Below are 26084 nucleotides of genomic sequence, written 5' to 3'. Positions count from 1 at the left end.
TGGGTCGGCTAGTTCGAGGGACTCACGTGGCAGAGGCGGAGCGCATCATCGGTACGCCGGACATCGGGGACGGCTCCCAGCCGGAGTCCGCCGGGCCCGCGAAGGGGCGTCGGCGGATCGCGGCACTGCTCGTCGTGGCGGTGCTGGCCTACCTGCTGGACCTCGGTACCAAGATGCTGGTCGTGGCGAAGCTGGAGCACCAGCCGCCGATCGAGATCATCGGGGACCTGCTGAAGTTCGAGGCGGTCCGCAACCCGGGTGCCGCCTTCGGCTTCGGCGAGGCCTTCACCATCATCTTCACCGCCATCGCGGCGGCCGTCATCGTGGTGATCGTGCGGCTGGCCCGCAAGCTGTACAGCCTGCCGTGGGCGATCGCGCTGGGCCTGCTGCTGGGCGGCGCGCTGGGCAACCTGACCGACCGGATCTTCCGCTCGCCGGGCGTGTTCCGCGGGGCGGTCGTCGACTTCATCGCCCCGGCCCACTTCGCCGTCTTCAACATCGCCGACTCGGCGATCGTGTGCGGCGGCATCCTGATCGTGCTGCTGTCGTTCAAGGGCCTGGACCCGGACGGCACCGTCCACAAGGACTGAGCGCGGGACGGGCCGTCCGCCCCGTCCTGCATACTCGACGGGTGAGTACGATTCCCGAGATCCGCACCCTGCCCGTTCCCGATGGCCTCGAAGGCGAGCGCGTCGACGCCGCCATCGCCCGCATGTTCGGTTTCTCCCGGACGAAGGCGGCCGAGCTCGCGGCCGAGGGGAAGGTGTCGGTCGACGGCAGCGTGGTCGGGAAGTCCGAGCGCGTGCACGGCGGCGCCTGGCTCGAGGTCGAGATGCCCGCGCCGCCGCGTCCGGTCGAGATCGTGGCCGAGCCGGTCCCGGGCATGGAGATCGTCCACGACGACGACGACATCGTCGTGATCATGAAGCCGGTCGGCGTGGCCGCGCACCCGAGCCCCGGCTGGACCGGCACCACCGTCATCGGCGGTCTCGCCGCCGCGGGCTACCGGATCTCCACCTCCGGCGCCTCCGAGCGCCAGGGCATCGTGCACCGCCTCGACGTCGGCACCTCCGGCCTGATGGCCGTCGCGAAGTCGGAGCGGGCGTACACCTCGCTGAAGAACCAGTTCCGCGAGCGCGTCGTGGACAAGCGCTACCACGCGCTGGTGCAGGGGCACCCGGACCCGATGAGCGGCACGATCGACGCGCCGATCGGCCGGCACCCCAGCGCCGACTACAAGTGGGCCGTGACCCAGGACGGCAAGGCCTCCGTCACGCACTACGACCTCATCGAGGCCTTCCGCGCCGCGTCCCTGCTGGACATCAAGCTGGAGACGGGCCGTACGCACCAGATCCGCGTGCACATGTCCGCGCACCGCCACCCCTGCGTCGGCGACCTGACCTACGGCGCGGACCCGACCGTCGCCAAGCGGCTCGGCCTGACCCGGCAGTGGCTGCACGCGGTCCGGCTCGGCTTCGAGCACCCCGCGGACGGGCAGTGGGTGGAGTTCGAGAGCGGCTACCCGGCGGACCTCCAGCACGCCCTGGACGTGATCCGCGCGGAGAGCGAGTAGCGGTCCCCGACCGGCGGCCGGCCCCGGCCGCCGGAGTCCCGCGGCCGGGGCCGCCGACGGCCGTACGGGGTGTGCGGCGGCCGCCGACACGCGACCGCGGCCCGCACCGCCGCGGCCGGGCGCGGCAGCCTGGCAGGGTGGGGGAGTGGATCAGCTCGCCCTGCTGTTCGTGCTCCTGCTCGGAGCGGTGGTCACGGTGCCGCTCGGGGACCGGCTCGGACTGCCCGCGCCCGTCCTGATGACCGTCGGCGGGGTGTGCCTCGCCCTGGTCCCGGCCGTGCCGAACGTGGACATCCCGCCCGACTACATCCTCCCGCTGGTGCTGCCGCCGCTGCTGTACGCCTCCGTGCAGCGGACGTCCTGGCGGCAGTTCGCCGCCAACGTGCGGCCCATCCTCCTGCTGGCCGTGGCCCTGGTGTTCGTCACGACCGCGGCCGTGGCCGCCGTCGCGCACGCCGTGGTGCCGGGGCTGCCGATCGCCGCGGCCGTCGCGCTCGGCGCGCTCGTCGCCCCGCCCGACCCGGTCGCCGCCACGGCCGTCGCCGGGTCGCTCGGGCTGCCCCGCCGGATGGTGTCGATCCTGGAGGGCGAGGGGCTCTTCAACGACGTGACGGCCATCGTGCTCTACCACGTGGCGATCGCGGCCGCCGTGAGCGGCTCCTTCTCCTGGCCCGACGCGCTCGGGGAGTTCGTGCTGTCCGCCGTCGTCGCGGTGGCCGTCGGCCTGGCCCTCGGCTGGGCCACGCACCGGCTGATGGGCCGGCTGGGCGATGCCACGCTGCAGATCGGGCTGACGCTCCTGGTGCCCTTCGTGTCGTACGTGCTGGCGGAGGAGCTGGAGGGGTCCGGGGTGCTGGCGGTGCTGACGACGGCCCTGTTCCTCGCCGAGTACGCCAACGACGCCGACGACGTGCTGGGGCGCCTGGCCGGCCACACCTTCTGGGAGGTGGTCGACATGCTGGTCACGGGCGTGGCCTTCGGGCTGATCGGGCTGGAGCTGCACAACGTCTTCGGGACGACCCGGGGCCGGGAGCTGGAGATGGCCGGCTGGGCGGCCGCCGTGGTCGCGGTGGTGGTCGGCGTCCGGCTGCTGTGGCTGCTGCCGGCCGGCTGGCTCGCGCAGAAGCTGCACCGGCGGCGCGACTACGACGAGGAGATCCCGCTCAGCTGGCGCGAGAGCGTGGTCATGTGGTGGGCGGGGATGCGGGGGGTGGCCTCGGTGGCGCTGGCCCTGGCCGTTCCGCTGCGGACGGATGCGGGGGAGCCGTTCCCGGCCCGGGACGAGATCGTCTTCATCGCGTTCGCGGTGATCATGGTGACGCTGGTGTGCCAGGGGCTGACGCTGCCGTGGCTGGTGCGCCGGCTGGGCGTGGAGGCCGACACGGACGCGGCCCGCGACGCCGAACGGCAGCTGGCGATCCGCGCCGCAAAGGCCGCGAAGCAGCGGCTGAAGGAGATCGAGGAGGTCGAGGAGCTGCCGGAGGACCTGATCGAGCAGCTGACCCGGCGCGCCTACGACGTGGGGGCCCGCATCAGCCCCGACATGGTGGACGAGGAGCGGCGGGAGGCGTACGCGCAGCGGGTGGAGCGGCTGCACGCGATCCAGCGGATCCAGCGGGAGATGATGTCCGCCGCCCGGCACGAGGTGCTGGCCGCCCGCAGCGAGCCCGGTTCCGACCCGGAGGTCGTCGACCGGGTGCTGCGGCACCTGGACGTGCGCAGCCTGCGCTCGCCGTGAGCGGCCGCCCGGTGCCCGGGGCGGCCGCCCACGGTCTCAGGCCGGGTCCTGTTCCGGGGCGGGGGTCGCGTCGAGGGTGGTGATGCGGGGGAGGGCGTGCGGGTGGTGGGCGGCCAGCCAGGTGATCAGCTGCTCGCGGACGGCGCAGCGCAGCGTCCAGAGGTCGTCCGCGTCCTTCGCGGTGACCACGGCGCGGACCACGACCGTGTGCGGTGTGGTGTCCGTCACGGCCAGGCCGCCGCCGCGGCCGTCCCATTCGGGGAGTCCGGCGAGGACCTCGGCCAGCCGTTCGCGCATCAGGCCGACGGGGGCCGAGTGGTCCAGGTGCCAGAAGACCGTGCCGGTCATCTCGGCACCGCCGCGCGACCAGTTCTCGTAGGGCTTGCTCGTGAAGTACGACACGGGCATCGTGATGCGGCGCTCGTCCCAGGTGCGGACGGTCAGGAAGGTGAGGGTGATCTCCTCGACCCTGCCCCACTCCTTGTCGACCACGACCGTGTCGCCGATGCGGACGGTGTCGCCGAAGGCGATCTGGAGTCCGGCGAAGAGGTTGCTCAGCGAGGCCTGGGCGGCGATGCCCGCCACGATGCCGAGGATGCCGGCGGAGGCCAGCATCGAGGTGCCGACCGTGCGCATGGCGGGGAAGGTCAGCAGTATCGCCGCGACGGCGACCACGACCACGACCGCGGTGATCACCCGCTGGATCAGCGTGACCTGGGTGCGGACCCGGCGGACCCGGGCCTCGTCCTCCGTCACGGCGGCGTAGCGGGCGTACGTCGAGTCCACGGCCGCGGCGGCGACGCGTACCGCCAGCCAGGCCGCCGAGCCGATCAGGACCAGGGTGAGGAAGCGGCCGACGCCGACGGGATGGTCGGGCAGGACGCCGGCCCAGCGGTAGGAGGCTCTCAGCAGGCTGGTGCAGAGCACCACCTGGAAGGGGAGGCGGCAGCGGCGCAGCAGGCCCCACAGGGGGGTCTCGGGGTGCCGGGCGTCGGCCCGGCGCAGCAGCAGGTCCAGCAGCCAGCCCGCGATCAGGGTGGCCACCAGGGCGCCTGCGACGACCGTCCACGGGCTCTGGAAGTTCTCCGTCTCCATGGGAGGAACGTAGCGGGAAGCGGGGCGGGATCCCGGGCCTTCCGCGGCTGGCACGATGGAGGCATGAACATCATGCTCTTCCATTCGACGTACGGGCTGCGGCCCGCGGTGCACGAGGCGGCCGACCGGCTGCGGGCGGCCGGTCACGAGGTCCAGGTGCCGGACCTGTTCGAGGGCCGCACCTTCGAGACCGTCGAGGAGGGCATGGCCCACCGGGACGGCATCGGCCGTGACGAGCTGCTGAAGCGGGCGGTGCTGGCCGCGGCCCCGCACTCCGACCGGGGGCTGGTCTACGCGGGCTTCTCCTTCGGCGGCTCCGTCGCCCAGCACCTGGCGCTGGCCGACGAGAAGGCGCGCGGCCTGCTGCTCCTGCACGGGACGGCGGACCTGGAGGACGGCGCGTCGGTGGACGAGCTGCCGGTGCAGCTGCACATCGCCGACCCCGATCCCTTCGAGCCGCACGACTGGCTGACCGCCTGGTACCTGCGGATGCAGCGGGCGGGCGCGGACGTGGAGGTCCACAGCTACCCGGGTGCGGGGCACCTGTTCACGGACCCGGGCCTGGACGACTACGACGCCGAGGCGGCGGAGCAGGCCTGGAAGGCCGCGATCGGCTTCCTCGACAGCCTGTAGCCGCGGCGCGGGAACGAGAGGGGCCCCGGTCCGGCGTGCTGCCGGACCGGGGCCCCTCCCGCTGGGTCAGCCCGCCCGGTAGGCGGTCCAGCTGCTGCTCATGCGGGCCACCTGGCCGGCGGTGAACTGGTACATGCAGGAGTCGTACGTGTAGTCCATGAAGTTGCGGATCGGGTCGGCGCCCGGCTTGCTCGCGCAGCTGTCACGGCCGGTCGGGCACTCGTACGCGGCGCTCTTCTCGGCCGGGGTGTCGGCGACGTAGTCGCCGTTGCCGTTACAGCCGCCCTGGAAGGTGTGGTAGAGCCCGAGCCAGTGGCCGACCTCGTGGGTCGCGGTGTCGCCCTCGTTGTAGTTGGCGGAGGAGCCGCCGGGCAGCGAGCTGTCCAGTACGACCACGCCGTCCATCTTGGGGCTGGAGGCGTAGGAGGTCGGGAAGGTCGCCCAGCCGAGCAGGCCGCCGGAGAGCTTGGCGGTGTAGAAGTTGAGCGCGCCCGGCCCGCCCTTGCGCAGGGTGTTCTTCATGTCCTTCTCGGCCTGCGAGCCGGAGGCCAGGTTGTACCAGGACGCGTTGTCCGTGTAGTCCGTGGACGCCAGGGTGAACTGGAAGTTCGTGTTCACGTTTCCGGTGCCCTGGCCGCCGTAGGCCGCGTTGAGGACCGCGAGCTGCTTGCCGACGTCCGTGGACGTGAGCTTGCCGGTGCTGCCGGAGTGGATGACGTGGAAGTACACGGGGATGTTCACGACCGCCTCGGCGGCGGCGAGGCTGCGCTGCGGCTGGTTCTTCAGGGCCTTGTCGAGCTTCGCCTTCAGGTCGGCGTCCATGGCCTTGGCCTGCGCGTCGGTGAGCTCGTTGGGCTCGTCCGCGTGCTCGTCGTGGGCACGGGTCACGCGGGCGTTGGCCGGCCCGGTGGCCTCGTCGGCGCACACTTCGGCGGGGGTCTTGGCGGCCGCGAGCGTGGTGGGGGCCGCGAGCGGGGTGAACGCCAGGGTTCCGGCCAGGACCGCCGTGCCCATGAGGCGGCGGCGAAGCAGTGGGGATATGCGGGCAGTTGCGCGCACGTGTGCTCCTCGCGAGTGGGGGGTGGTGGCGTGAAGATCTTCTTCAGCTGGCGGGAAGCTTATGTGTCCATGACATATTCAGGTCAAGGGCCTTACGTAAAAGATTTGTTGCCGACCACGCACATGGGGCGCCTGGAATGTCCCGGGCGCCCCATGTGGCAGGAGATTCGACAGTCGATCAGTGGACGGGCTGGTGGATCCGCTCCACCTTCTGCGTGCCGTTCAGGGTCCGGTACGACCGGCTCCACGCGGACGTCGCGCCCGGCTGCCGCTTGTCCGAGACGACGTAGTAGTCCATCTGGGACCGCTCCGCCGTCACGTCCAGCACGCCGTACCCGTGGGAGTCCATGTCGAGCCACTTCACGTGCCAGTTGGCGGCCTTGATGGCCGACTCGGCGACCAGTGAGGCGGTGTCGGCCGGCACGTGCAGGAGGTCGTCGATGTTGTCCGAGGTCACCGACGTGACGACGAACTCGGTCGCCGCCGTGCCCGAGCCCGGGTAGGTGGCCATGTTCACCGGGACCTCGTTCGCCCAGGCCATGTGGATGTCCCCGGTCAGGAACACGGTGTTCTTGACGCCGCGCTCCTTCAGGTGGCCCAGCAGCTCCTTGCGGTCGTCCGTGTAGCCGTCCCACTGGTCCACGTTGATGGCGATGCCGCCCTCGGGCAGGCCGAGCAGCTTGGTGAGCGGCGCCAGCAGGTGCGCGGGCAGCGAGCCGAAGGCCACCGGCGAGATCATCACCGAGGTGCCCACCAGCTTCCAGGTGGCCGTCGAGCCCGCCAGGCCGGACTTGAGCCAGTCCAGCTGGGCGCGCCCGGTCAGGGTGCGCTCGGGGTCGTCCACCGAACCGCTGCCCAGCTTGGCCTGCTGCGAGCGGAACGACCGCAGGTCCAGCAGGTGCAGGTCGGCGAGGGTGCCGAAGCGCAGCCGGCGGTAGACGGTCCCGGCGATGGAGGCGCGTACGGGCATCCACTCGAAGTACGCCTGCTTCGCGGCGGCCGCACGGGCCGCCCACTCGCCCTCGGCGCCCGGCGTGTGGTTCTCGGCCCCGCCGGACCACGCGTCGTTGGCCAGCTCGTGGTCGTCCCAGATGGCGATGACCGGGTGGGCGCGGTGCAGGGCCTGGAGGTCGGCGTCCGTCTTGTACCTGCCGTGCCGGGTCCGGTAGTCGGCCAGCGTGACGATCTCGTGCTGCGGCTCGTGCCGGCGCACCACGTACTTCGCCTCGGGGTAGCCCCCGCTCTGGTACTCGTAGATGTAGTCACCCAGGTGCAGGATCGCGTGCAGATCCGTACGGGCGGCCAGGTGGCGGTAGGCCGAGAAGTAGCCCGACTCCCAGTTGGCGCAGGACACCACGCCGAACCGGACCCCCGCGGTCGTCGTCTCGTGGGCCGGCGTGGTCAGCGTCCGGCCGACGGGGGAGACGGTGGTACCCGCCGTGAAGCGGTACCAGTAGGGCGTCTGCGGCCGCAGGCCCCGCACGTCCACCTTGACCGTGTGGTCGGTGGCGGCGGTAGCCGTGACCGCCCCGGACGCCACGACCTGGGAGAAGCCCTGGTCAGAGGCGATCTCCCAGCCGACCTGGGTGGCGGCGCCCAGGCCGGAGCCGGGGACGGCGTCCGGGGTGGGGGTGACGCGGGTCCACAGCAGGACCCCGTCGGGCAGCGGGTCGCCGGAGGCGACGCCGTGGAGGAAGGAAGGAGCGGCGCCCGCCGCATGGGCGGCCGAGGCGCCCAGCGAGGTGAGGGGGGCAAGCGCGGCAGTGGCCGCGGCAGCCAGAACGACCGTGCGGCGACGGGGAGTTGCCGTGGTCTGAGAGGAGGTGAGATGACTGGTCACGGATGATCATATTACCGACGGGTACACCCTCGGGAACAGACGTGGGAATGCAAAGGGCGGGCGAACTCTGGGAGTCCGCCCGCCCGTTGGCGCAGCGCATGCGGCGGGGCGCCACCCGGCGCCCCGCCGGCGTCAGCCCTGCAGCGCCTTGTCGATCGCCGCCGTGAACTGCTCGGCGGTCTGCGGGGTGTCGATCTTCTTGTCGTCCATCTTCAGGGTCGGCGTACCCTTCACGCCCGACTTCTCGAAGCTCTTCGACATCTCCAGCGCCCACCGGTCGTACGTGCCGTCCTCGACGGCCTTCTTGAACTCGGCATTGCCCTTGAGCGCCGGAACGGTGTCCGCGACCTTCAGCAGGTAGTCGTCCTTGGCGAAGCTGTCGACGGTCTCCTCGGGGTGCAGCTCCTTGGAGTACAGCGCCCCCTTGAACTCCAGGAAGGCCTCCGGGCTGACGTTCAGCGCCGCGCCCAGCGCGCTCAGCGCGTTCTTCGAGCCCTCGCCCTTGACGGCGTTGTCGATGAAGGTGGCGCCGACGTACCGGAGCTTGTACTTGCCCGCGTCGACGTCCTTCTTGATCTGCTCGCCCACCGCCTGCTCGAAGGAGGCGCACGCCGGGCAGCGGGAGTCCTCGTACAGCTCCAGGGTCTTCTTCGCGTCGGCCTTGCCGACGACCACGGTGGTGCCGTCCTCGCCCGTGGCGTTCTTCGGGGTGACCAGCTGGGCCGTCGCGGCCTTCTCCCAGTAGTCGGGCTCGCTGGCCTTCATGACGCCGTAGGCGATGCCGCCTGCCAGCCCCAGCGCGGCCACGACACCGACGCCGACTATGACCTGCCGACGGACCCTGTCCTTCTTGGCCTGCGCCTCGCGCTCGGCGCGCAGCCGCTCGCGGGCCGCCGCCTTGTTCGCCTGGCTGTTGCGTGAACTCATGATGATCTCCGTGGTGTGTGACGCGGTGAGGGACTGCCGTACGCGGGTCAGGCGCGCGCGAGCGCGCCGGACACGGGCGGTCCCCGCCGTCCCACGGAGTGTGCGGGGAAGCGGGTAAGGGCCCCGGCGCCGGCCGGTGCCGGCCGCAGCGCCCGCCGCACCGGCCCGCGCGCCGCCGTGACGGCCGCCGCGGCCAGGCGCAGCGGCCGGAACGCGAAGGCGGCCACCGCACCCAGCAGCCGGCCCAGGGCCCGCTCGCCGTGGTGCAGCCAGGAGGCGGCCAGCAGCCCCACCGCGACGTGCGCGCCGAGCAGCAGCCACGGCGTGTAGGGCCCCGGTGACGCCAGCAGCGCGGCCGCGTCGGCGGCCGGCCCGCTCACCTCGGTGAGCGGACCGCCCACCGGGGAGCCCCCGCACAGCTCCTCCAGGCCCATGGCGCGCAGCGGCCCCGAGACGGGCCCGCCGGCCGGGCCGTAGCAGAGGTGCTGGCCCGCGGTGAAGACGGTGTCGGCGGCCAGCTCCAGCGGTACGAGCAGCCCGGCGATGGGGCCGAAGCCCCGTTCGCGGCCGGCGAGCGCGAAGGCGATCACGAACACGCCCGCGAAGGCCCCGGCCACCAGCGCGGGCGGCAGCGGGACCCGGGACATCAGGACGTGGGACCCGGAGGAGAGCAGCACGACGACGGCGCTGAACAGCGCGGCCCGCAGCCCTCTGAGTCCCTTCCCGGAAAAATCCATCCTCGCGAGTGTGTCACGTGTTCCTGTGGACGCCGTTTCAGGGGGTGAGACGCCCGTTGCGGAACAGGTCCACGAAGATCTGGTGGTCGGCGCGCGCCCGGGCCCCGTACGCGTGCGCGAAGTCCACCAGCAGCTCCGCGAAGCCCTCCTCGTCCGCGGCGATCGCCGCGTCGATGGCCCGCTCGGTGGAGAACGGCACCAGCGTGTGCCCGCTCTCGTCCTCGTCGGCGGCGCCGTGCATGGTCGCCGTCGCCCGGCCGAGGTCCGCGACGACCGCCGCGATCTCCTCCGGGTCGTCCAGGTCGGACCAGTCCAGGTCCACCGCGTAGGGGGACACCTCGGCGACGAGCTGGCCCGCCCCGTCCAGCTCGGTCCAGCCCAGCCACGGGTCGGCGTGCGCCTGCAGGGCCCGCTGGGAGATCACCGTGCGGTGGCCCTCGTGCCGGAAGTACTCCCGCACCGCCCGGTCGGTGATGTGCCGGGAGGCCGCCGGGGTCTGCGCCTGCTTGAGGTAGATCACGACGTCGTTCTCCAGGGCGTCGCTGTGGCCCTCCAGCAGGATGTTGTACGAGGGCAGGCCCGCCGAGCCGATGCCGACGCCGCGGCGCCCCACCACGTCCTTGACCCGGTAGGAGTCCGGCCGCACCAGGGACTCGTCCGGCAGGGTCTCCAGATAGCCGTCGAAGGCGGCCAGCACCTTGTACCGGGTGGCGGCGTCCAGCTCGACGGCGCCGCCGCCGGAGGAGAAGCGGCGCTCGTAGTCCCGTATCTCCGTCATGGAGTCCAGGAGCGAGAACCGGGTGCGGGAGCGGGCCGCGCGCAGGGCGTCCAGCAGCGGGCCCTCGGCGGTGTCCAGGGTGAAGGAGGGCACCTCCTCGTCCTTGGCGCCCTTCGCCAGCCGGTGGATCCGCTCGCGGTAGGCCCCGGCGTAGATCCGCACCAGCTCGCTTATCTGGTCGTCGCTGAGGGCCTTGGTGTAGCCGATCAGGGCGACGGAGGCGGCGAAGCGCTTGAGGTCCCAGGTGAAGGGGCCGACGTACGCCTCGTCGAAGTCGTTGACGTTGAAGACCAGCCGGCCGTTGGAGTCCATGTAGGTGCCGAAGTTCTCGGCGTGGAGATCGCCGTGGATCCACACCCGGCCCGTCCGCTCGTCCAGGTAGGGGCCGCCGTGCCGGTCCCGCTCCAGGTCGGAGTAGAACAGGCAGGCCGTACCGCGGTAGAAGGCGAAGGCCGAGGCGGCCATCTTGCGGAACTTGACGCGGAAGGCGGCGGGGTCCGCGGCCTGCAGCTCTCCGAACGCGGTGTCGAACACGTCGAGGATCTGCTCGGCGCGCTGCTCGTCGGTCGTCTCGGGGACCGCCATGGCGGGTTCCTCCTGGTGCACGGGGTGGTACGGGCTCTGCCGGACTGGACGCCGGACCGGTGCCCCTGGTTCTGCAACGCCCGACCGTACCGCTGCGTGCCCCGGATCTGTCACCCGCGGGACGTAGGATTCGAAGCTGCCCCCTCCCCCCGCCGCCAGGAGACCAGCGCCGTGACCAAGACGCCGTTCACGCACCTGCACGTCCACACCCAGTACTCGCTGCTGGACGGTGCCGCGCGGCTGAAGGACATGTTCAACGCGTGCAACGAGATGGGCATGTCCCACATCGCCATGTCCGACCACGGCAACCTGCACGGCGCCTACGACTTCTTCCACTCCGCCCGGAAGGCCGGCATCACGCCGATCATCGGCATCGAGGCGTACGTCGCCCCCGAGTCCCGGCGCAACAAGCGGCGCATCCAGTGGGGCCAGCCGCACCAGAAGCGCGACGACGTCTCCGGCTCCGGCGGCTACACCCACAAGACGATCTGGGCGGCGAACGTCACCGGCCTGCACAACCTCTTCCGGCTGTCCTCCGACGCCTACGCCGAGGGCTGGCTGACCAAGTGGCCCCGCATGGACAAGGAGACCATCAGCCAGTGGTCCGAGGGGCTGATCGCCTCCACCGGCTGCCCCTCCGGCGAGCTGCAGACCAGGCTGCGCCTCGGCCAGTTCGACGAGGCCCTCAAGTCCGCCTCCGAGTACCAGGACATCTTCGGCAAGGACCGCTACTTCCTGGAGCTGATGGACCACGGCATCGAGATCGAGCGCCGGGTCCGCGACGGTCTGCTGGAGATCGGCAAGAAGCTCGGCATCCCGCCGCTGGTCACGAACGACTCGCACTACACGTACGCGAGCGAGGCCGGCGCCCACGACGCCCTGCTGTGCATCCAGACCGGCAAGAACCTCTCGGACCCCGACCGCTTCCGCTTCGACGGCTCCGGCTACTACCTGAAGTCGACCGACGAGATGTACGCGATCGACTCCTCGGACGCCTGGCAGGAGGGCTGCGCCAACACCAGGCTGGTCGCGGACCAGATCGACACCGAGGGCATGTTCACCTTCCGGAACCTGATGCCGAAGTTCGACATCCCGGACGGCTACACCGAGGTCACCTGGTTCCGCGAGGAGACCATGCGCGGCATGCACCGCCGCTTCCCCGGGGGCATCCCCGAGGACCGCATGAAGCAGGTCGAGTACGAGATGGACACGATCATCTCGATGGGCTTCCCCGGCTACTTCCTCGTCGTCGCCGACTTCATCATGTGGGCGAAGAACCAGGGCATCGCGGTCGGCCCCGGCCGAGGCTCCGCGGCCGGCTCGATCGTCGCCTACGCCATGGGCATCACCGACCTCGACCCCATCCCGCACGGCCTGATCTTCGAGCGCTTCCTGAACCCCGAGCGCGTCTCCATGCCCGACGTCGACATCGACTTCGACGAGCGTCGGCGCGTCGAGGTGATCCGGTACGTCACGGAGAAGTACGGCCAGGACAAGGTCGCCATGATCGGCACCTACGGCACCATCAAGGCCAAGAACGCGATCAAGGACTCCGCGCGCGTCCTCGGCTACCCCTACGCCATGGGCGACCGCCTCACCAAGGCCATGCCCGCCGACGTCCTCGGCAAGGGCATCCCCCTCTCCGGCATCCTCGACCCCGCCCACCCCCGCTACAGCGAGGCCGGCGAGATCCGCAGCATGTACGAGAACGAGCCCGACGTGAAGAAGGTCATCGACACCGCCCGCGGTGTGGAGGGCCTGGTCCGCCAGATGGGCGTGCACGCCGCCGGCGTGATCATGTCCAGCGAGACGATCACCGACCACGTGCCCGTCTGGGTGCGGCACACCGACGGCGTCACCATCACCCAGTGGGACTACCCGAGCTGCGAGTCGCTCGGCCTGCTGAAGATGGACTTCCTCGGCCTGCGCAACCTCACGATCATGGACGACGCCGTCAAGATGGTGAAGGCCAACAAGGGGATCGACATCGACCTCCTGGCCCTCCCGCTCGACGACCCCAAGACCTTCGAACTGCTCGGCCGCGGCGACACCCTCGGCGTCTTCCAGTTCGACGGCGGGCCCATGCGCTCCCTGCTGCGCCTGATGAAGCCCGACAACTTCGAAGACATCTCCGCCGTGTCGGCCCTGTACCGCCCGGGCCCGATGGGCATGAACTCCCACACGAACTACGCCCTGCGCAAGAACAAGCAGCAGGAGATCACCCCGATCCACCCCGAGCTGGAGAAGCCGCTCGAAGAGGTGCTCGCGGTCACCTACGGCCTGATCGTCTACCAGGAGCAGGTGCAGAAGGCCGCCCAGATCATCGCCGGCTACTCGCTCGGCGAGGCCGACATCCTGCGCCGCGTCATGGGCAAGAAGAAGCCCGAGGAGCTGGCGAAGAACTTCACCATCTTCCAGGAGGGCGCCCGCAAGAACGGATACAGTGACGAGGCCATCCAGAAGCTCTGGGACGTCCTGGTCCCCTTCGCCGGCTACGCCTTCAACAAGGCCCACTCCGCCGCCTACGGGCTGGTCTCCTACTGGACCGCCTACCTCAAGGCGAACTACCCCGCCGAGTACATGGCGGGTCTGCTCACCTCGGTCAAGGACGACAAGGACAAGTCCGCGATCTACCTCAACGAGTGCCGCCGCATGGGCATCAAGGTGCTCCCGCCGAACGTCAACGAGTCCGAGTCGAACTTCGCCGCCCAGGGCGACGACGTGATCCTCTTCGGCCTCACCGCCGTCCGCAACGTCGGCCAGAACGTCGTCGAGTCGATCATCAAGACGCGCAAGGCCAAGGGGAAGTACTCCTCCTTCCCCGACTTCCTCGACAAGGTCGAGGCCGTCGTCTGCAACAAGCGCACCGTCGAGTCACTGATCAAGGCCGGCGCCTACGACGAGATGGGCCACACCCGCAAGGGCCTGGTCGCCCACCACGAATCGATGATCGACAACGTGGTCGCGGTCAAGCGCAAGGAGGCCGAGGGACAGTTCGACCTCTTCGGCGGAATGGGTGACGAGAGCGGCGGCGACGAGCCCGGCTTCGGGCTCGACGTGGAGTTCTCCGACGTCGAGTGGGAGAAGTCCTACCTGCTCGCCCAGGAGCGCGAGATGCTCGGCCTCTACGTCTCCGACCACCCGCTCTTCGGCCTGGAGCACGTCCTGTCCGACAAGACGGACGCCGGGATCTCCCAGCTCACCGGCGGCGAGCACGCCGACGGCGCCGTCGTCACCATCGGCGGCATCATCTCCGGCCTCCAGCGCAAGATGACCAAGCAGGGCAACGCCTGGGCCATCGCCACCGTCGAGGACCTCGCCGGCTCCATCGAGTGCATGTTCTTCCCCGCGACCTACCAGCTCGTCTCCACCCAGCTGGTCGAGGACACCGTCGTCTTCGTCAAGGGCCGCCTCGACAAGCGCGAGGACGTCCCCCGCCTGGTCGCCATGGAGATGATGGTCCCCGACCTCTCCTCGGCCGGCACCAACGCGCCCGTCGTACTCACCATCCCCACCGTCAAGGTCACCCCGCCGATGGTGACCCGTCTGGGCGAGATCCTGCGCCACCACAAGGGCAACACCGAGGTCCGCATCAAGCTCCAGGGCCCGCGCACCACCACCGTGCTGCGCCTCGACCGGCACCGCGTCCAGCCCGACCCCGCCCTCTTCGGCGACCTCAAGGTGCTGCTCGGCCCGTCCTGCCTGGCCGGATAGCGCCTCTCACGCACCACACGGAAGGGCCTGCCCGGCACCACCGGGCAGGCCCTTCCGGCTTCGGAACGTCACAGACCGACGCGAAGGCGTCAGTTGTGGCCGAACTTCTTCTGCTTGCTCTTGTGGGCCATCTCCATCGGGCTCGGCGCCTGGGAGGACTGCTCCGGGGAGCCGTCCGAGCTGCGCGTCGGATCCTGTCCGGTCGAGCGCTGCTGCTTCGGCTGCTTCTGCTGCTTGTTCTTGGCCATGGTGGAGCCTCCGTGAGGGTCTAGGGGCCAGGACCGCCTTCACACTCACACAGCGCCACAAACCGCGCATTTTGGATCATTACTACGTGTAGCCGCGCCCCTCGCCCCACCGGAACGTGACATCCGCCACGCCGATGATCGAGTTCCGGCCTTCAACACCCTTGAGGTCGGGCAGACTCGGGGAACCCGTGAAAAACACGAGGGACCCCCAGGGAAGAGGGTGGAACGCGTGGACCGCTGCGTCGTCCTGGTGGACGCCGGCTACCTGCTGGGCGCCGCCGCCAGCCTTCTCGCCGGGGAGCCCTCCCGCTCCCGGATCACCGTCGACCACGCCGCCCTCATCCAGGGCCTGCGCGAGCGCGCCGAAGCCGACACCGAACAGCCCCTGCTGCGCATCTACTGGTTCGACGGCGCACCCGACCGGGTGCCCCAGCCCGAACACCGCCGGCTGCGCGTCATGCCCCGCGTCACCGTCCGCCTCGGCGCCCTGACCCGCAGCGACGGACGCTGGGCCCAGAAGGGCGTCGACGCCGCCATGCACGCCGAGCTCACCGAGCTCGCCCGCAACCGCGCCTGCTCCGACGTGGTCCTGGTCACCGGGGACGGAGACCTGCTGCCCGGCCTGATGTCCGCCAAGGAACACGGCGTCGCCGTCCACCTCTGGGCCGTCCAGGCCGCCGACGGCGACTACAACCAGTCCGAGGACCTCGTCGCCGAGGCCGACGAACGCCGCGTCCTCGACCGGGCCTGGATCACCCGGGCCGTCCGCGCCAGGGACCTCTCCGGGCTGTGCTCCCCGCCGCCCGTGCCCCGCCCCGACATCGCCGCCATCCTCTCCGCGCCCCTCCCCGAGGCCGCACTCGCCGAAGCCGCCCGCAACGGCACCGCCACCACCACCGGCGACGACACGCGCGAGGGAACCCCCGTACCGGCGCCCACCGCCCCCGGGGGCAAACCCGTACCCACCCCCAAAGACCTCGCCGGCGCCCTGCGCGCCGCCCCCGGCCACCACGGCGGCCCCCAGGCCGCCGCGAGCACACCCACCCCCACCAGCGCCCTGCGCTGGTCCTCCGACAAGGGCTGGATCGACCGCGCCGGACCGCTCGGCGAACCCGCCGAGACCGCCTCCCTCCCCACCCTCGCCCAGCTCACCAGCGCCGAACAGCGCTGGGCCGACCGCGAGGAGGACATCACCACCGTCGGTGGGGACCCGTTCGAGGTCGGCCAGGTGTTCGCCCGGCGGTGGATGGAACGTCTCCCCGACACCGGACACCTCCAGAAACTCGCCACGATGTACCCGCGGATCCCGCACCGCATCGACGGCGAGCTGCTGCGCTACGCCGCCCGGTTCGGCCTGCTCGCCCACAAGGACGACCAGATCGACGAACACGACCGCTACGCCATCCGCGCCGGGTTCTGGCGCGAGATCGACGTCCGCGCCGCCGCCGAACACGTGGCCGCCGTACCCGGCGGTACCAACGGCGAACTCGCCGCCCCGCTGACCCCGGCCACCGAGTAGGGCCGGGAACCCCGTAGGCTGCTCCCTCGTGAGTACGGGCACAGCACACGCGGACAGCACGGCGGCCGCCGCGGGAGCGGCGTCGGACGTGGTCTGCGCGGTGCGTGACCTGGTCAAGACCTATCCCGCCGTACGCGGAGGCCGCGGGGCACCCGCCCTGCCCGAGACCCGCGCCAACGACGGGATCCACCTCGACGTGCGGCGCGGCGAGATCTTCGGCCTGCTCGGCCCCAACGGCGCCGGCAAGTCCACCCTGGTCCGCCAGCTCACCGGCCTGCTCCGGCCCGACTCCGGCAGCATCGACCTCCTCGGCCACGACCTCGTGCGCCACCCCGGACGCGCCTCCCGGCTGCTCGCCTACCTGGGCCAGGAGTCCACCGCCCTCGACGAGCTGACCGTCTCCCTGGCCGCCGAGACCACCGGACGGCTGCGCGGACTCGACGCCCGCACCGCCCGCACCGCCCGCGACGCCGTCCTGGACGAACTCGGACTGACCGCGATCGCCGGACGGCCCCTCAAGAAGCTCTCCGGCGGCCAGCGGCGCCTCGCCTGCTTCGCCGCCGCCCTGGTCGGCGAGCGCCCCGTCCTCGTCCTCGACGAACCCACCACCGGCATGGACCCGGTCGCCCGGCGCGCCGTCTGGTCCGCCGTCGACCGGCGCCGCGCCGAGCACGGCGCCACCGTCCTGCTCGTCACCCACAACGTCATCGAGGCCGAGACCGTCCTCGACCGGGTCGCCGTCATCGACCAGGGCAAGGTCATCGCCTGCGACACCCCGGCCGCGCTGAAGGCCGCCGTCTCCGGAGAGGTCCGGCTCGACCTGGTGTGGCGCGACGAGGCCCCGCTCGCGGTGCCCGAAGTCGCCCGGCTGCGTGACCGGGCCACCGAATCGGGGCGCCGCTGGGTGCTCCGGCTGGAGCCCGACGAGGCCAGGGCGGCGGTCGCCTCGATCACCGGCGGACCGGCCTTCGCCGCGCTCGACGACTTCACCCTGGCCACCCCCAGCCTCGAAGACGTGTACCTGGCCCTCGGCGGCAAGACGAAAGGGCTGGTGAAGTCGTGAGCGACCGTCCGACGGGGGCCGCCCGGGCCGTGCTCGCGCCCGAGGCCCCGCCGCTCCCCGCCCCCGCCGGTACGCAGGCGGCCGCCACCGCGGAGCACACACGGACCCCGCGGCCCGCGCCGCTGGCGCCCCGCGCCCGGTTCTTCCCGGCCCTGGCCGCCGTGTACCGGGCGCAGCTGTCCCGGGCCCGCGTGGCCCGGATCCCGCTGCTGTTCGTCGCCACCTTCCAGTCCGTCGGCATCATGATCCTCATGCGGGGCGTCGTCGACGGGGGCACGGAGGCCAGGGCCGTCGTCGCCGGTTCCTCCGTGCTCGTCGTCGCCTTCGTCGCGCTGAACCTGCTCGCGCAGTACTTCGGCCAGCTACGGGCCGGCGGCGGTCTCGACCACTACGCCACCCTGCCCGTACCGCCCGCCTCGGTGGTGCTGGGCGCGGCCGGCGCGTACGCCTCCTTCACCCTGCCCGGGACCCTGGCCACCGCCGTCTTCGGCTGCCTGCTCTTCGGGCTGCCGATGAGCGGACTGTGGATCCTCGCGGCAGTGGTGCCGCTGGCCGGGGCCGCCCTCGCCGGGCTCGGCGCGGCGCTCGGACTGCTGGCCCCGCGCCAGGAGCTCGCCACGCTGGCCGGGCAGCTCGGCATGTCGGCGGCGCTGCTGCTGGGCGTGCTGCCGCCCGAGCGGATGCCCGAGCCGATCGTGTGGGCCCGGGACCTGCTGCCGTCCACCTACGGGGTGGAGGCGTTCGCACGGACCTTCGAGGCGCGGCCCGACTGGAGCGCCGTCGCCGTCGACCTCGGCGTGTGCGCGGCCGTGGGCGTGGTCTCGCTGGCCGTCGCCACCTGGGCGTACCGGCGGGCAGCGGTCCGCTGACGCCGAGGACGGCCGCACCTGGCACGATGTGGGGGTGACCGAAGCCGTGACCCCGCCGTCCCCGTTCGACCCGCCGTCGCCGCCGCCCGAGAAGCCGGGCGCCGCCCCCGGGGCCATCACCCCCGCGGACGTCCGCGACGGGGCCGTCGTGGCCCTCGTGGTCGGGGTGGCCGGTCTGCTCCTCGGACTGCTGTGGGTCTGGCTGGCGCCGCGAGTCCAGTACGTCTCCAACGGCGAGGCGGTGTTCCTGCGCAACACCGAGAGCGAGGCGCGGATCGCCGCCGACGGGACCTTCTTCCTGCTGTCGGTGGGTCTGGGCGTGCTCAGCGCAGTCGGCGTGTTCCTGTGGCGCCGCACCGGCGGAGTGCCGCTGGTGGTCGGCCTCGCCGTCGGATCCTGCTTCGCCGCCCTGGCCGGGTGGCGGTTCGGGCTGTGGCTGGGGCCGTCGACCGACCTGGTGGCCGCCGCCGCCCGGGCGGGCAAGGGAGTGCCGTTCGACGCGCCGCTCCAGCTGCTCGCGCACGGGGCGCTGCTCGCCTGGCCGATGGCCGCCGTACTGCTGCACCTGGGGCTGACGGCGCTGTGGGGGCCGCGGGACCCGGATCCGGAGCCCGACTTCGGCTGGAGCGGCTACTACCGGGCGCCCGAGGCGCCGACCGCCACCGCGCCCTCCGCGGAGACCGGGCCCCCGGCCGCGCCGGAGACCCCGCGCCCCTGAACCTCCTGCCGGTGACGGCGCGCCCCTGATCCGGCGCGCCCCGGAAAGGTACGTTTCGCTCCCCGGGCGGGCACCGGGCCCGCGGCTACGCTCTCGCCGTGGGACAGCCCGAGCAGCCCGAGCCACGCGCCGACGGCGCAGGACCGTTCACCACCCGGCGCACCTGGAACCGCCCCGAGGGCGGGACGGTGGTGTGGGAGTCACGGCCCGCCCGCAGGCGCGGCGTGCTGTCGGTCAGCGGACCGGGAGAGGGCGCGGCACATGCCGCGACCGCCGAGCCCGCGGGCCTCACCCGCCTGCGCAGGCTCAACGCGGTCGCGTCCGCGGCGTTCGTCGTCGGCGGGGCCCTCTTCGCCCTCGGCGCCGCGCTCTCCCAGTTCGGTTCGGGCGACGCCATGGAGAGCGCCGCCGTCTACTTCGCCGGCGGCCTGTTCTTCAACACCGGGGGCTACGTCTCGCTGCTCCAGGTGCTGAACGCGCCCCGCCACACCGCGGACGGCGGCCGGCTGGTCACCTCCCGCTGGAGGTGGTGGGGGTACGAGCCGATGCGCCTGGACTGGCTCAGCACCTTCGTGCTGTTCGTCGGGACCCTCGTCTTCGGCGTCAACCTGCTGGACAGCTTCCTCCAGGGGCTCTCCGTGCAGCAGACCAACCGGCTGATCTGGACTCCCGACGTCATCGGGTGCGTGCTGTTCCTGATCTCCGGCCACCTGGCGTTCGCCGAGATCTGCCACCGGCCCTGGCCGTGCCTGCACCGGCGCAGCCTCGGCTGGTGGATCGTCGCCGTGAACCAGCTCGGGTCGGTGCTCTTCATGGTCTCGGCCGTCGCCGCGTTCACCCGGCCCGGCACCGGCGACCTGGTCAGCGAGGGCGTCGCCAACTGGGGCACGCTGACCGGCGCCCTGTGCTTCTCCGTCGGCGGTGTGCTCCAGGCCCTCGAACGGCCGTAGCGCCCCCGGCTCCTACGCGCGGGCGATCGGGGCCAGGGTGGCCGAGGTCAGCGCGGCCAGGTCCGACGCCGACAGCTCGACCTCCAGGCCGCGGCGCCCCGCCGAACAGCAGATCGTCGTATGGGCCGTGGCCGACTCGTCGATCACCGTCCGCAGCCGCTTGCGCTGCCCGAGGGGGGAGATCCCGCCGCGGACGTAGCCCGTCGTGCGCTCCGCCAGCGCCGGATCGGCCATCGCGGCCCGCTTGCCGCCCACCGCGGTCGCCAGCGCCTTCAGGTCCAGCGAACCCGAGACCGGGACCACCGCCACCGTCAGGACGCCGTCCACGTCCGCCACCAGGGTCTTGAAGACCTGCGTGGGCGACACGCCCATCGCCTCGGCCGCCTCCTCGCCGTACGAGGGGTGCGCCGGGTCGTGCTCGTACGCGTGGGTGGTGAAGGGCACGCCGGCCGCCGTGAGAGCCACGATCGCCGGGGTGCCGGCCGCCTGCTTCGTCTTCTTCGCCATCGTCTTCCGTCAGTTCGGGCTCGTCGGGGTACGGGTCAGCTCCACCGCCGGCAGGGAGGGGAGGTGCCGGATCACCGCCGTCTCCGTACGCAGCAGCTTCAGCTCCTCCGCCAGCCGGGTCGCGGTGTCGGGGGCCTGCAGCAGCCGCTGCTTCGCCGGGATGTCCAGCACCGCGGCCGCTGCCACCAGGTACGACACCACCGACGGCTCGTCGGGGAGCTCCGCGCCCGTCAGCGAGCGCTCGCGGGCCCCGGCCAGCCGCTTCTGGTAGCTGCGGAAGGCCCGCAGCACCCCCTCCGCGAGGACCCCGGCGCCGTCGCCCGCGTCCTCCGGGAGCTCCTCCAGCTCCGCCGTCAGGAAGGGCCCCGAGGCGTCGACCGAGAGCAGCCGGACCCGGGTCGTACCGGTCGCGAGGACCTCGAAGCTGCCGTCCTCCCGCTCGCGGATCGTCGCCGCCTCCGCCACACAGCCCACCCGGTGGAAGGCCTGGATGGGGTCGGCGCCGAAACCGGCGGCCGGGCCCCGCTCGGGCACGGAGGTCGGGTCCGGCAGCCCGGGCGCGGTCGGGGCGACCTCCCGGCCGTCGCGGATGGCGACGACCGCGAAACGGCGCGGGTCGTCCTCGCCCGCCTTCAGCAGCTCGCGCATCATGGCGCGATACCGCTCCTCGAAGATGTTCAGCGGGAGGACGAGTCCCGGGAACAGCACCGAGTTCAGCGGGAAGAGGGGCAGGCGAACGGTGGTCACGACGCACAGCGTAATCGTCCGGAGACTGCGCCCGTCACCCCCGGCGCAGCAGCCGGGAGGCCCCCGCCGCCACCGTGGTGGCCAGGATCCAGCCCATGACGACGAGGCCCGCCGCCCCCCACTGCCAGCCGCCCGCCAGTTTCCACTGGCCCTGCTGGCCGAGGTCGATCACCGGCAGCAGCAGGTCCAGGGCGTACAGCGGGGCGCTCCACTGCGGGTGCTCGTCCTCCTTGAGGGCGGGCGGGTCGAGCCGGGAGAAGAACAGCGTCCCCGCCGCCCACAGCACCGCCATCCACAGGGCGGCCCGGCCGGGCCGGTAGCCGTAGACCACCGTCCAGTCCTGGAGGTACCCCCACGCCTTCGGGCCCGGCGGCAGCGTGGCCCGGCGCCGCCGCTGCTTGGCGAGCAGCACCTCGCGGGCCTCCGCGTCCTCGCCGCTCGCCCGCAGGACCGCCGCCAGCCGCTCGTACGGTTCCGGCGAGTACTCGGGCGTGGCGGCCTCCAGCCAGGCCAGCCGCCGGGCCAGCGGGAAATGGCCCCGGGGCGCGAGGATCTCGTACTGGAACCCCTCGATGGACAGCGCGCCCGGGCCCGGCCAGCTCGTGGAGGTGTCGACGAGCCTGACCACCTTGGCCCCCGAGACCACCACCCGCCCGCGCTCGGGCCCCTCCCCGACAAAACGGAACTCGGGGGTCTGGATGCGCCGCAGGGAGATCTCCTGCTCGTCGGTCAGCAGGAACCGCGCCCCGTGGAAGTCCACGGCGTCCCCGAACCGGCCGTCGTCCAGCCGGAGCCCGCCCCGGCACTCGAAGCGCTGCCCGTGCCCGCCGCGACCCCCCGTCCGGCCCAGTCCGTACGGGGGAGTGGCGGAGCCGGAGCCGCCCGGCCCCCGGTCCGCGGCGATCGAGGTCAGGTACAGGGTCCGCTCGACCGTCAGCTGCGGGGCGTTCAGCGCGTGCCGGCCGTAGGGGTTGTGCAGGCGGGCCCCGCGCAGGTTCATCGACACGCCGACCTTCGCGCCGCGCAGGCTCACCTCGCCGTACGTCTCCAGCAGCTCCCCCTGGAAGTCCTGCGCGACCGACAGCCCGTCGGCGGCGATCGCCCGGCCCTTGGCGTCGCGCTGCACCACGGCCTGGCTGACCAGCAGGTCCGTGCCGATCTGCGCGTCGGTCAGCCGGATCCCGCGCGTCACCCGGCAGCGCGGCAGGTGCAGGTCACCCTCGGTGTGCAGCCGGGAGGCCTCCAGCCGCGGCACCGCGCAGTTGACCAGCCGCAGCGTGCCGACCCGGGCCTCCGACAGCTGGATCTCGCTGTCGAAGCGGCAGGACTGCAGCTCCACGTACGGGGCGACCGCGCCGCCGGACAGGTCGAGCCGCCCGGTGACCCGTACGCCGCGCAGCTTCAGGGAGGGCACCCGGCCCGGCACCGGGGGCGGCCCGTGCAGCAGGAGCAGGGCCACCACCTCGGCGCGGACGCTGCGGCCGGGGCCCCACACCCGGTCGGAGTGCGGGTCGTCCTGCCCGGCGGTGCGGGTGCTGAGGTCGCACACGCTGCCCGTGCGGAAGGCCTCCCACATCCGCCGCTCGGGAGCGGTGAGATCCTCCGGCTCCTCGCCCGCGCGCGCCTCGGCCACGGCGGCCCCCCTCCGCTGTCGTGTACATGTAGGCGAACGCTAACGGGCGCCCGTGACGTCCGGGGCGTGTATCAGCCAGTGATACGGGCGGACGGTGGTGCGAGGCGGTCTGAGAGAATTGGGAGGTGATCTCTCGTATCGACCTGCGCGGTGCCGCCCTCCCCGAGGGCGGCGCCCTGCGCGACCTGCTGCCCCGTGCCGAGTTCGACGTGGAAGCCGCCCTGGAGAAGGTGCGGCCCATCTGCGAGGACGTCCATCATCGCGGCACGGCGGCGCTGATCGAGTACGCGCAGAAGTTCGACGGGGTCGAACTCTCGCAGGTCCGGGTACCCGCACAGGCCCTCACGGACGCCCTGGAACAGCTCGACCCGGCCGTCCGCGCCGCCCTGGAGGAGTCCATCCGGCGCGCCCGGATCGTGCACCGCAACCAGCGCCGCACCGAGCACACCACCGAGGTGGTTCCCGGCGGCACCGTGACCGAGAAGTGGGTTCCCGTCGAGCGCGTGGGCCTGTACGCCCCCGGCGGCCGCTCGGTGTACCCGTCCTCCGTCGTCATGAACGTCGTACCGGCCCAGGAGGCGGGCGTCGAGTCCGTCGCGCTCGCGTCCCCGCCGCAGAAGGAGTTCGGCGGCCTGCCGCACCCCACCATCCTGGCGGCGTGCGCGCTGCTCGGCGTGGACGAGGTGTACGCAGCCGGCGGCGCCCAGGCCGTCGCGATGTTCGCCTACGGCACCTCCGGCCCCGACGGCTGCCCGCCCGCCAACATGGTCACCGGCCCCGGCAACATCTGGGTCGCCGCCGCCAAGCGCTACTTCACCGGCCGCATCGGCATCGACACCGAGGCCGGCCCGACCGAGATCGCCGTCCTCGCCGACTCCACCGCCGACCCCGTGCACGTCGCCGCCGACCTGATCAGCCAGGCCGAGCACGACCCGCTCGCCGCGGCCGTCCTCGTCACGGACTCCGCGGACCTCGCCGACGCCGTCGAGAAGGAGCTGGAGCCGCAGGTCGCCGCCACCAAGCACATCGAGGACCGGATCAAGCCCGCCCTCGCCGGCAAGCAGTCCGCGATCGTCCTGGTCGACAGCCTGGAGGACGGCCTCAAGGTCGTCGACGCCTACGGCGCCGAACACCTGGAGATCCAGACCGCCGACGCCGCCGCCTGGGCCGCCCGCGTCCGCAACGCCGGCGCGATCTTCGTCGGCCCCTGGGCCCCGGTCTCCCTCGGCGACTACTGCGCCGGCTCCAACCACGTCCTGCCCACCGGCGGCTGCGCCTGCCACTCCTCCGGCCTGTCCGTGCAGTCCTTCCTGCGCGGCATCCACATCGTCGACTACACGCGCGACGCCCTGGCCGAGGTCACCCACCACGTGGTCACCCTCGCCGAGGCCGAGGACCTGCCCGCGCACGGCGCCGCCCTCAAGGCGCGCTTCGGATGGAAGGTGCCCCAGCAGTGACCGGGATCGACGACCTCCCCATCCGCGAGGAACTGCGCGGAAAGTCCCCCTACGGGGCCCCTCAGCTCGACGTGCCCGTCCAGCTGAACACCAACGAGAACCCCTACGAGCTGCCCGCCGAGCTCGTCGCACGCATCGCCGAACGCGTCGCCGACGCCGCCCGCACCCTCAACCGCTACCCCGACCGGGACGCGGTCGAGCTGCGCGCCGGCCTCGCCGCCTACCTCACCCGTACCGGCAAGCACCCGGTCGGGCCCGAGAACGTCTGGGCCGCCAACGGCTCCAACGAGGTCCTCCAGCAGCTGCTGCAGACCTTCGGCGGGCCCGGCCGCACCGCGATCGGCTTCGAACCCTCCTACTCCATGCACGCGCTGATCTCCCGCGGCACCGGCACCGGCTGGATCTCCGGCCCGCGCCGCGAGGACTTCACGATCGACGTGGAAGCGGCCGAGCGGGCGATCGCCGAGCACGCACCCGACGTCGTCTTCATCACCTCCCCCAACAACCCCACCGGCACCGCCGTCGACGCGGAGACCGTCCTCGCCCTCTACGAGGCGGCCCAGGCGGCCAAGCCGTCCCTGGTCGTCGTCGACGAGGCCTACGTGGAGTTCAGCCACCGGGACTCCCTGCTGCCCCTCATCGAGGGCCGCCCCCACCTGGTGATCTCCCGGACCATGTCCAAGGCCTTCGGCGCGGCGGGCCTGCGCCTCGGCTACCTGGCGGCGCACCCCGCCGTCGTCGACGCCGTACAGCTGGTGCGCCTGCCCTACCACCTGTCGGCCGTCACCCAGGCGACCGCCCTGGCCGCCCTGGAACACACCGACACCCTGCTCGGCTACGTCGAGCAGCTCAAGGCCGAACGGGACCGCCTCGTCACCGAACTGCGGGCCATCGGCTACGAGGTCACCGAGTCCGACGCCAACTTCGTCCAGTTCGGGACGTTCGAGGACTCGCACACCGCCTGGCAGAAGATCCTCGACCAGGGCGTCCTGGTCCGGGACAACGGCGTACCGGGACGGCTGCGGGTCACCGCGGGCACCCCGGCGGAGAACGACGCGTTCCTGGAAGCGGTTCGCGCACTGAAGAAGGAGCAGCACGCATGAGCCGCATCGGACGGGTCGAACGGACCACCAAGGAGACCTCCGTCGTCGTCGAGATAAACCTCGACGGCAGCGGCAAGGTCGACGTCTCGACGGGCGTGGGCTTCTACGACCACATGCTCGACCAGCTCGGCCGCCACGGCCTCTTCGACCTCACCGTCAAGACCGACGGCGACCTGCACATCGACTCCCACCACACCATCGAGGACACCGCCCTCGCCCTCGGTGCCGCCTTCAAGCAGGCCCTCGGCGACAAGGTGGGCATCTACCGCTTCGGCAACTGCACCGTGCCGCTCGACGAGTCCCTCGCCCAGGTCACCGTCGACCTCTCCGGCCGCCCCTACCTCGTGCACACCGAGCCCGAGAACATGGCGCCCATGATCGGCTCCTACGACACCACGATGACCCGGCACATCTTCGAGTCCTTCGTGGCGCAGGCCCAGATCGCCCTGCACATCCACGTCCCGTACGGCCGCAACGCCCACCACATCGTGGAATGCCAGTTCAAGGCCCTGGCCCGCGCCCTGCGCTACGCCGCCGAGTTCGACCCGCGAGCGGCCGGCATCCTGCCCTCCACGAAGGGCGCCCTCTAGT

The 26084-nt window shown here is 72.1% G+C and carries 23 protein-coding genes; 13 read left to right on the top strand and 10 right to left on the bottom strand.

Going from position 1 to position 26084, the window contains the following annotated elements:
- The first annotated feature begins 26 nt into the window (after positions 1 to 26).
- The 3 genes from lspA (at position 27) to ACPU2J_RS09495 (ending at position 3311) form a co-directional block, all read left to right on the top strand.
- A complete protein-coding gene (gene lspA / locus ACPU2J_RS09505) occupies positions 27 to 590 on the top strand; it encodes a signal peptidase II (protein WP_361605680.1) in 564 nt (187 codons plus the stop codon).
- Positions 591 to 631: 41 nt separating this feature from the next.
- A complete protein-coding gene (locus ACPU2J_RS09500) occupies positions 632 to 1573 on the top strand; it encodes an RluA family pseudouridine synthase (protein WP_360876108.1) in 942 nt (313 codons plus the stop codon).
- A gap of 145 nt (positions 1574 to 1718) precedes the next feature.
- Positions 1719 to 3311, top strand: a complete 1593-nt coding sequence (locus tag ACPU2J_RS09495) for a Na+/H+ antiporter (RefSeq protein ID WP_423833073.1) — start codon at positions 1719 to 1721, stop codon at positions 3309 to 3311.
- Positions 3312 to 3347: 36 nt separating this feature from the next.
- Here the strand turns inward: ACPU2J_RS09495 and ACPU2J_RS09490 are convergent, their stop codons facing one another.
- On the bottom strand, positions 3348 to 4406 hold the full coding sequence (locus ACPU2J_RS09490; RefSeq protein ID WP_423833072.1) for a mechanosensitive ion channel family protein: 1059 nt from the start codon (positions 4404 to 4406) through the stop codon (positions 3348 to 3350).
- A 63-nt stretch (positions 4407 to 4469) separates the two neighbouring features.
- On the opposite strand from ACPU2J_RS09490, the gene ACPU2J_RS09485 reads away from it, so the two are divergent.
- A complete protein-coding gene (locus ACPU2J_RS09485) occupies positions 4470 to 5039 on the top strand; it encodes a dienelactone hydrolase family protein (protein ID WP_365074439.1) in 570 nt (189 codons plus the stop codon).
- Between the two features lie 66 nt (positions 5040 to 5105).
- Here ACPU2J_RS09485 and ACPU2J_RS09480 read toward each other — a convergent pair whose 3' ends face one another.
- The 5 genes from ACPU2J_RS09480 to ACPU2J_RS09460 form a co-directional block, all read right to left on the bottom strand.
- Entirely contained in the window at positions 5106 to 6053 is a 948-nt protein-coding gene (locus tag ACPU2J_RS09480) for a zinc metalloprotease (RefSeq protein ID WP_361605692.1), read from the bottom strand.
- A 223-nt stretch (positions 6054 to 6276) separates the two neighbouring features.
- On the bottom strand, positions 6277 to 7938 hold the full coding sequence (locus tag ACPU2J_RS09475; RefSeq protein WP_420081064.1) for an alkaline phosphatase D family protein: 1662 nt from the start codon (positions 7936 to 7938) through the stop codon (positions 6277 to 6279).
- Positions 7939 to 8070: 132 nt separating this feature from the next.
- Complete coding sequence (locus tag ACPU2J_RS09470; RefSeq protein WP_423833071.1) at positions 8071 to 8865, bottom strand: DsbA family protein; 795 nt, start codon at positions 8863 to 8865, stop codon at positions 8071 to 8073.
- Between the two features lie 47 nt (positions 8866 to 8912).
- Positions 8913 to 9602 (bottom strand): hypothetical protein, encoded by a 690-nt coding sequence (locus ACPU2J_RS09465; RefSeq protein ID WP_420081066.1) that lies wholly within the window; start codon positions 9600 to 9602, stop codon positions 8913 to 8915.
- A gap of 37 nt (positions 9603 to 9639) precedes the next feature.
- Positions 9640 to 10965 carry a DUF2252 domain-containing protein gene (locus ACPU2J_RS09460; protein WP_361605659.1) on the bottom strand — a complete coding sequence of 442 codons (1326 nt, stop codon included), beginning with the start codon at positions 10963 to 10965 and terminating at the stop codon, positions 9640 to 9642.
- A gap of 171 nt (positions 10966 to 11136) precedes the next feature.
- Here ACPU2J_RS09460 and dnaE point away from each other — a divergent pair, with 171 nt between their 5' ends.
- Positions 11137 to 14679: a DNA polymerase III subunit alpha gene (gene dnaE, locus ACPU2J_RS09455; protein ID WP_420081068.1), complete on the top strand. Its 3543-nt coding sequence runs from the start codon at positions 11137 to 11139 to the stop codon at positions 14677 to 14679.
- An 89-nt stretch (positions 14680 to 14768) separates the two neighbouring features.
- Here dnaE and ACPU2J_RS09450 read toward each other — a convergent pair whose 3' ends face one another.
- The gene (locus ACPU2J_RS09450; RefSeq protein ID WP_361605653.1) at positions 14769 to 14927 is read right to left on the bottom strand and encodes a hypothetical protein; all 159 of its coding nucleotides are present in this window, start codon (positions 14925 to 14927) and stop codon (positions 14769 to 14771) included.
- 220 nt (positions 14928 to 15147) lie between these two features.
- On the opposite strand from ACPU2J_RS09450, the gene ACPU2J_RS09445 reads away from it, so the two are divergent.
- The 5 genes from ACPU2J_RS09445 (at position 15148) to ACPU2J_RS09425 (ending at position 20046) form a co-directional block, all read left to right on the top strand.
- Positions 15148 to 16446 (top strand): NYN domain-containing protein, encoded by a 1299-nt coding sequence (locus ACPU2J_RS09445; protein WP_389076203.1) that lies wholly within the window; start codon positions 15148 to 15150, stop codon positions 16444 to 16446.
- A 28-nt stretch (positions 16447 to 16474) separates the two neighbouring features.
- Entirely contained in the window at positions 16475 to 17509 is a 1035-nt protein-coding gene (locus ACPU2J_RS09440; RefSeq protein WP_399818501.1) for an ABC transporter ATP-binding protein, read from the top strand.
- Positions 17506 to 18378, top strand: coding sequence for an ABC transporter permease (locus ACPU2J_RS09435; protein ID WP_420081071.1), 873 nt, complete (start codon positions 17506 to 17508; stop codon positions 18376 to 18378). The genes ACPU2J_RS09440 and ACPU2J_RS09435 overlap by 4 nt, the downstream gene beginning before the upstream one ends.
- A gap of 34 nt (positions 18379 to 18412) precedes the next feature.
- Positions 18413 to 19096 (top strand): hypothetical protein, encoded by a 684-nt coding sequence (locus ACPU2J_RS09430; RefSeq protein ID WP_420081072.1) that lies wholly within the window; start codon positions 18413 to 18415, stop codon positions 19094 to 19096.
- Between the two features lie 98 nt (positions 19097 to 19194).
- Positions 19195 to 20046 (top strand): hypothetical protein, encoded by an 852-nt coding sequence (locus ACPU2J_RS09425; RefSeq protein ID WP_420081073.1) that lies wholly within the window; start codon positions 19195 to 19197, stop codon positions 20044 to 20046.
- A 12-nt stretch (positions 20047 to 20058) separates the two neighbouring features.
- On the opposite strand, the gene ybaK is transcribed toward ACPU2J_RS09425, so the two are convergent.
- Genes ybaK through ACPU2J_RS09410 form a run of 3 tightly spaced genes read right to left on the bottom strand, consistent with a single transcriptional unit; the run spans position 20059 to position 22933 of the window.
- Positions 20059 to 20553 carry a Cys-tRNA(Pro) deacylase gene (ybaK, locus tag ACPU2J_RS09420; RefSeq protein WP_423833070.1) on the bottom strand — a complete coding sequence of 165 codons (495 nt, stop codon included), beginning with the start codon at positions 20551 to 20553 and terminating at the stop codon, positions 20059 to 20061.
- Between the two features lie 9 nt (positions 20554 to 20562).
- A complete protein-coding gene (locus ACPU2J_RS09415; protein WP_361605410.1) occupies positions 20563 to 21300 on the bottom strand; it encodes an LON peptidase substrate-binding domain-containing protein in 738 nt (245 codons plus the stop codon).
- A gap of 34 nt (positions 21301 to 21334) precedes the next feature.
- The gene (locus ACPU2J_RS09410) at positions 21335 to 22933 is read right to left on the bottom strand and encodes an oxidoreductase (RefSeq protein WP_423833069.1); all 1599 of its coding nucleotides are present in this window, start codon (positions 22931 to 22933) and stop codon (positions 21335 to 21337) included.
- A 125-nt stretch (positions 22934 to 23058) separates the two neighbouring features.
- Here ACPU2J_RS09410 and hisD point away from each other — a divergent pair, with 125 nt between their 5' ends.
- The 3 genes from hisD to hisB are packed head-to-tail and all read left to right on the top strand — an operon-like array spanning position 23059 to position 26083.
- Positions 23059 to 24390 carry a histidinol dehydrogenase gene (gene hisD, locus ACPU2J_RS09405; RefSeq protein WP_423833068.1) on the top strand — a complete coding sequence of 444 codons (1332 nt, stop codon included), beginning with the start codon at positions 23059 to 23061 and terminating at the stop codon, positions 24388 to 24390.
- Positions 24387 to 25493, top strand: a complete 1107-nt coding sequence (locus tag ACPU2J_RS09400) for a histidinol-phosphate transaminase (protein ID WP_399818492.1) — start codon at positions 24387 to 24389, stop codon at positions 25491 to 25493. Before hisD ends, ACPU2J_RS09400 begins: the two co-directional genes overlap by 4 nt.
- Complete coding sequence (gene hisB / locus ACPU2J_RS09395; protein WP_361605419.1) at positions 25490 to 26083, top strand: imidazoleglycerol-phosphate dehydratase HisB; 594 nt, start codon at positions 25490 to 25492, stop codon at positions 26081 to 26083. The genes ACPU2J_RS09400 and hisB overlap by 4 nt, the downstream gene beginning before the upstream one ends.
- The last annotated feature ends 1 nt before the right edge of the window (position 26084 follow it).

Source organism: Streptomyces manipurensis, from assembly GCF_049570255.1.
Lineage (GTDB): Bacteria > Actinomycetota > Actinomycetes > Streptomycetales > Streptomycetaceae > Streptomyces > Streptomyces manipurensis.
Note: the sequence above shows the minus strand (reverse complement) of the source record. Positions and strands in the feature narration are given on the sequence as shown.

Bases quoted from the DNA above. Each gene is read 5' to 3' on its own strand.
- ACPU2J_RS09490 (WP_423833072.1), bottom strand. From the start codon at position 4,406: ATGGAGACGGAGAACTTCCAGAGCCCGTGGACGGTCGTCGCAGGCGCC.
- ACPU2J_RS09485 (WP_365074439.1), top strand. From the start codon at position 4,470: ATGAACATCATGCTCTTCCATTCGACGTACGGGCTGCGGCCCGCGGTG.
- ACPU2J_RS09480 (WP_361605692.1), bottom strand. From the start codon at position 6,053: ATGGGCACGGCGGTCCTGGCCGGAACCCTGGCGTTCACCCCGCTCGCG.
- ACPU2J_RS09470 (WP_423833071.1), bottom strand. From the start codon at position 8,865: ATGAGTTCACGCAACAGCCAGGCGAACAAGGCGGCGGCCCGCGAGCGG.
- ACPU2J_RS09465 (WP_420081066.1), bottom strand. From the start codon at position 9,602: ATGGATTTTTCCGGGAAGGGACTCAGAGGGCTGCGGGCCGCGCTGTTC.
- ACPU2J_RS09460 (WP_361605659.1), bottom strand. From the start codon at position 10,965: ATGGCGGTCCCCGAGACGACCGACGAGCAGCGCGCCGAGCAGATCCTC.
- ACPU2J_RS09450 (WP_361605653.1), bottom strand. From the start codon at position 14,927: ATGGCCAAGAACAAGCAGCAGAAGCAGCCGAAGCAGCAGCGCTCGACC.
- ybaK (WP_423833070.1), bottom strand. From the start codon at position 20,553: ATGGCGAAGAAGACGAAGCAGGCGGCCGGCACCCCGGCGATCGTGGCT.
- hisB (WP_361605419.1), top strand. From the start codon at position 25,490: ATGAGCCGCATCGGACGGGTCGAACGGACCACCAAGGAGACCTCCGTC.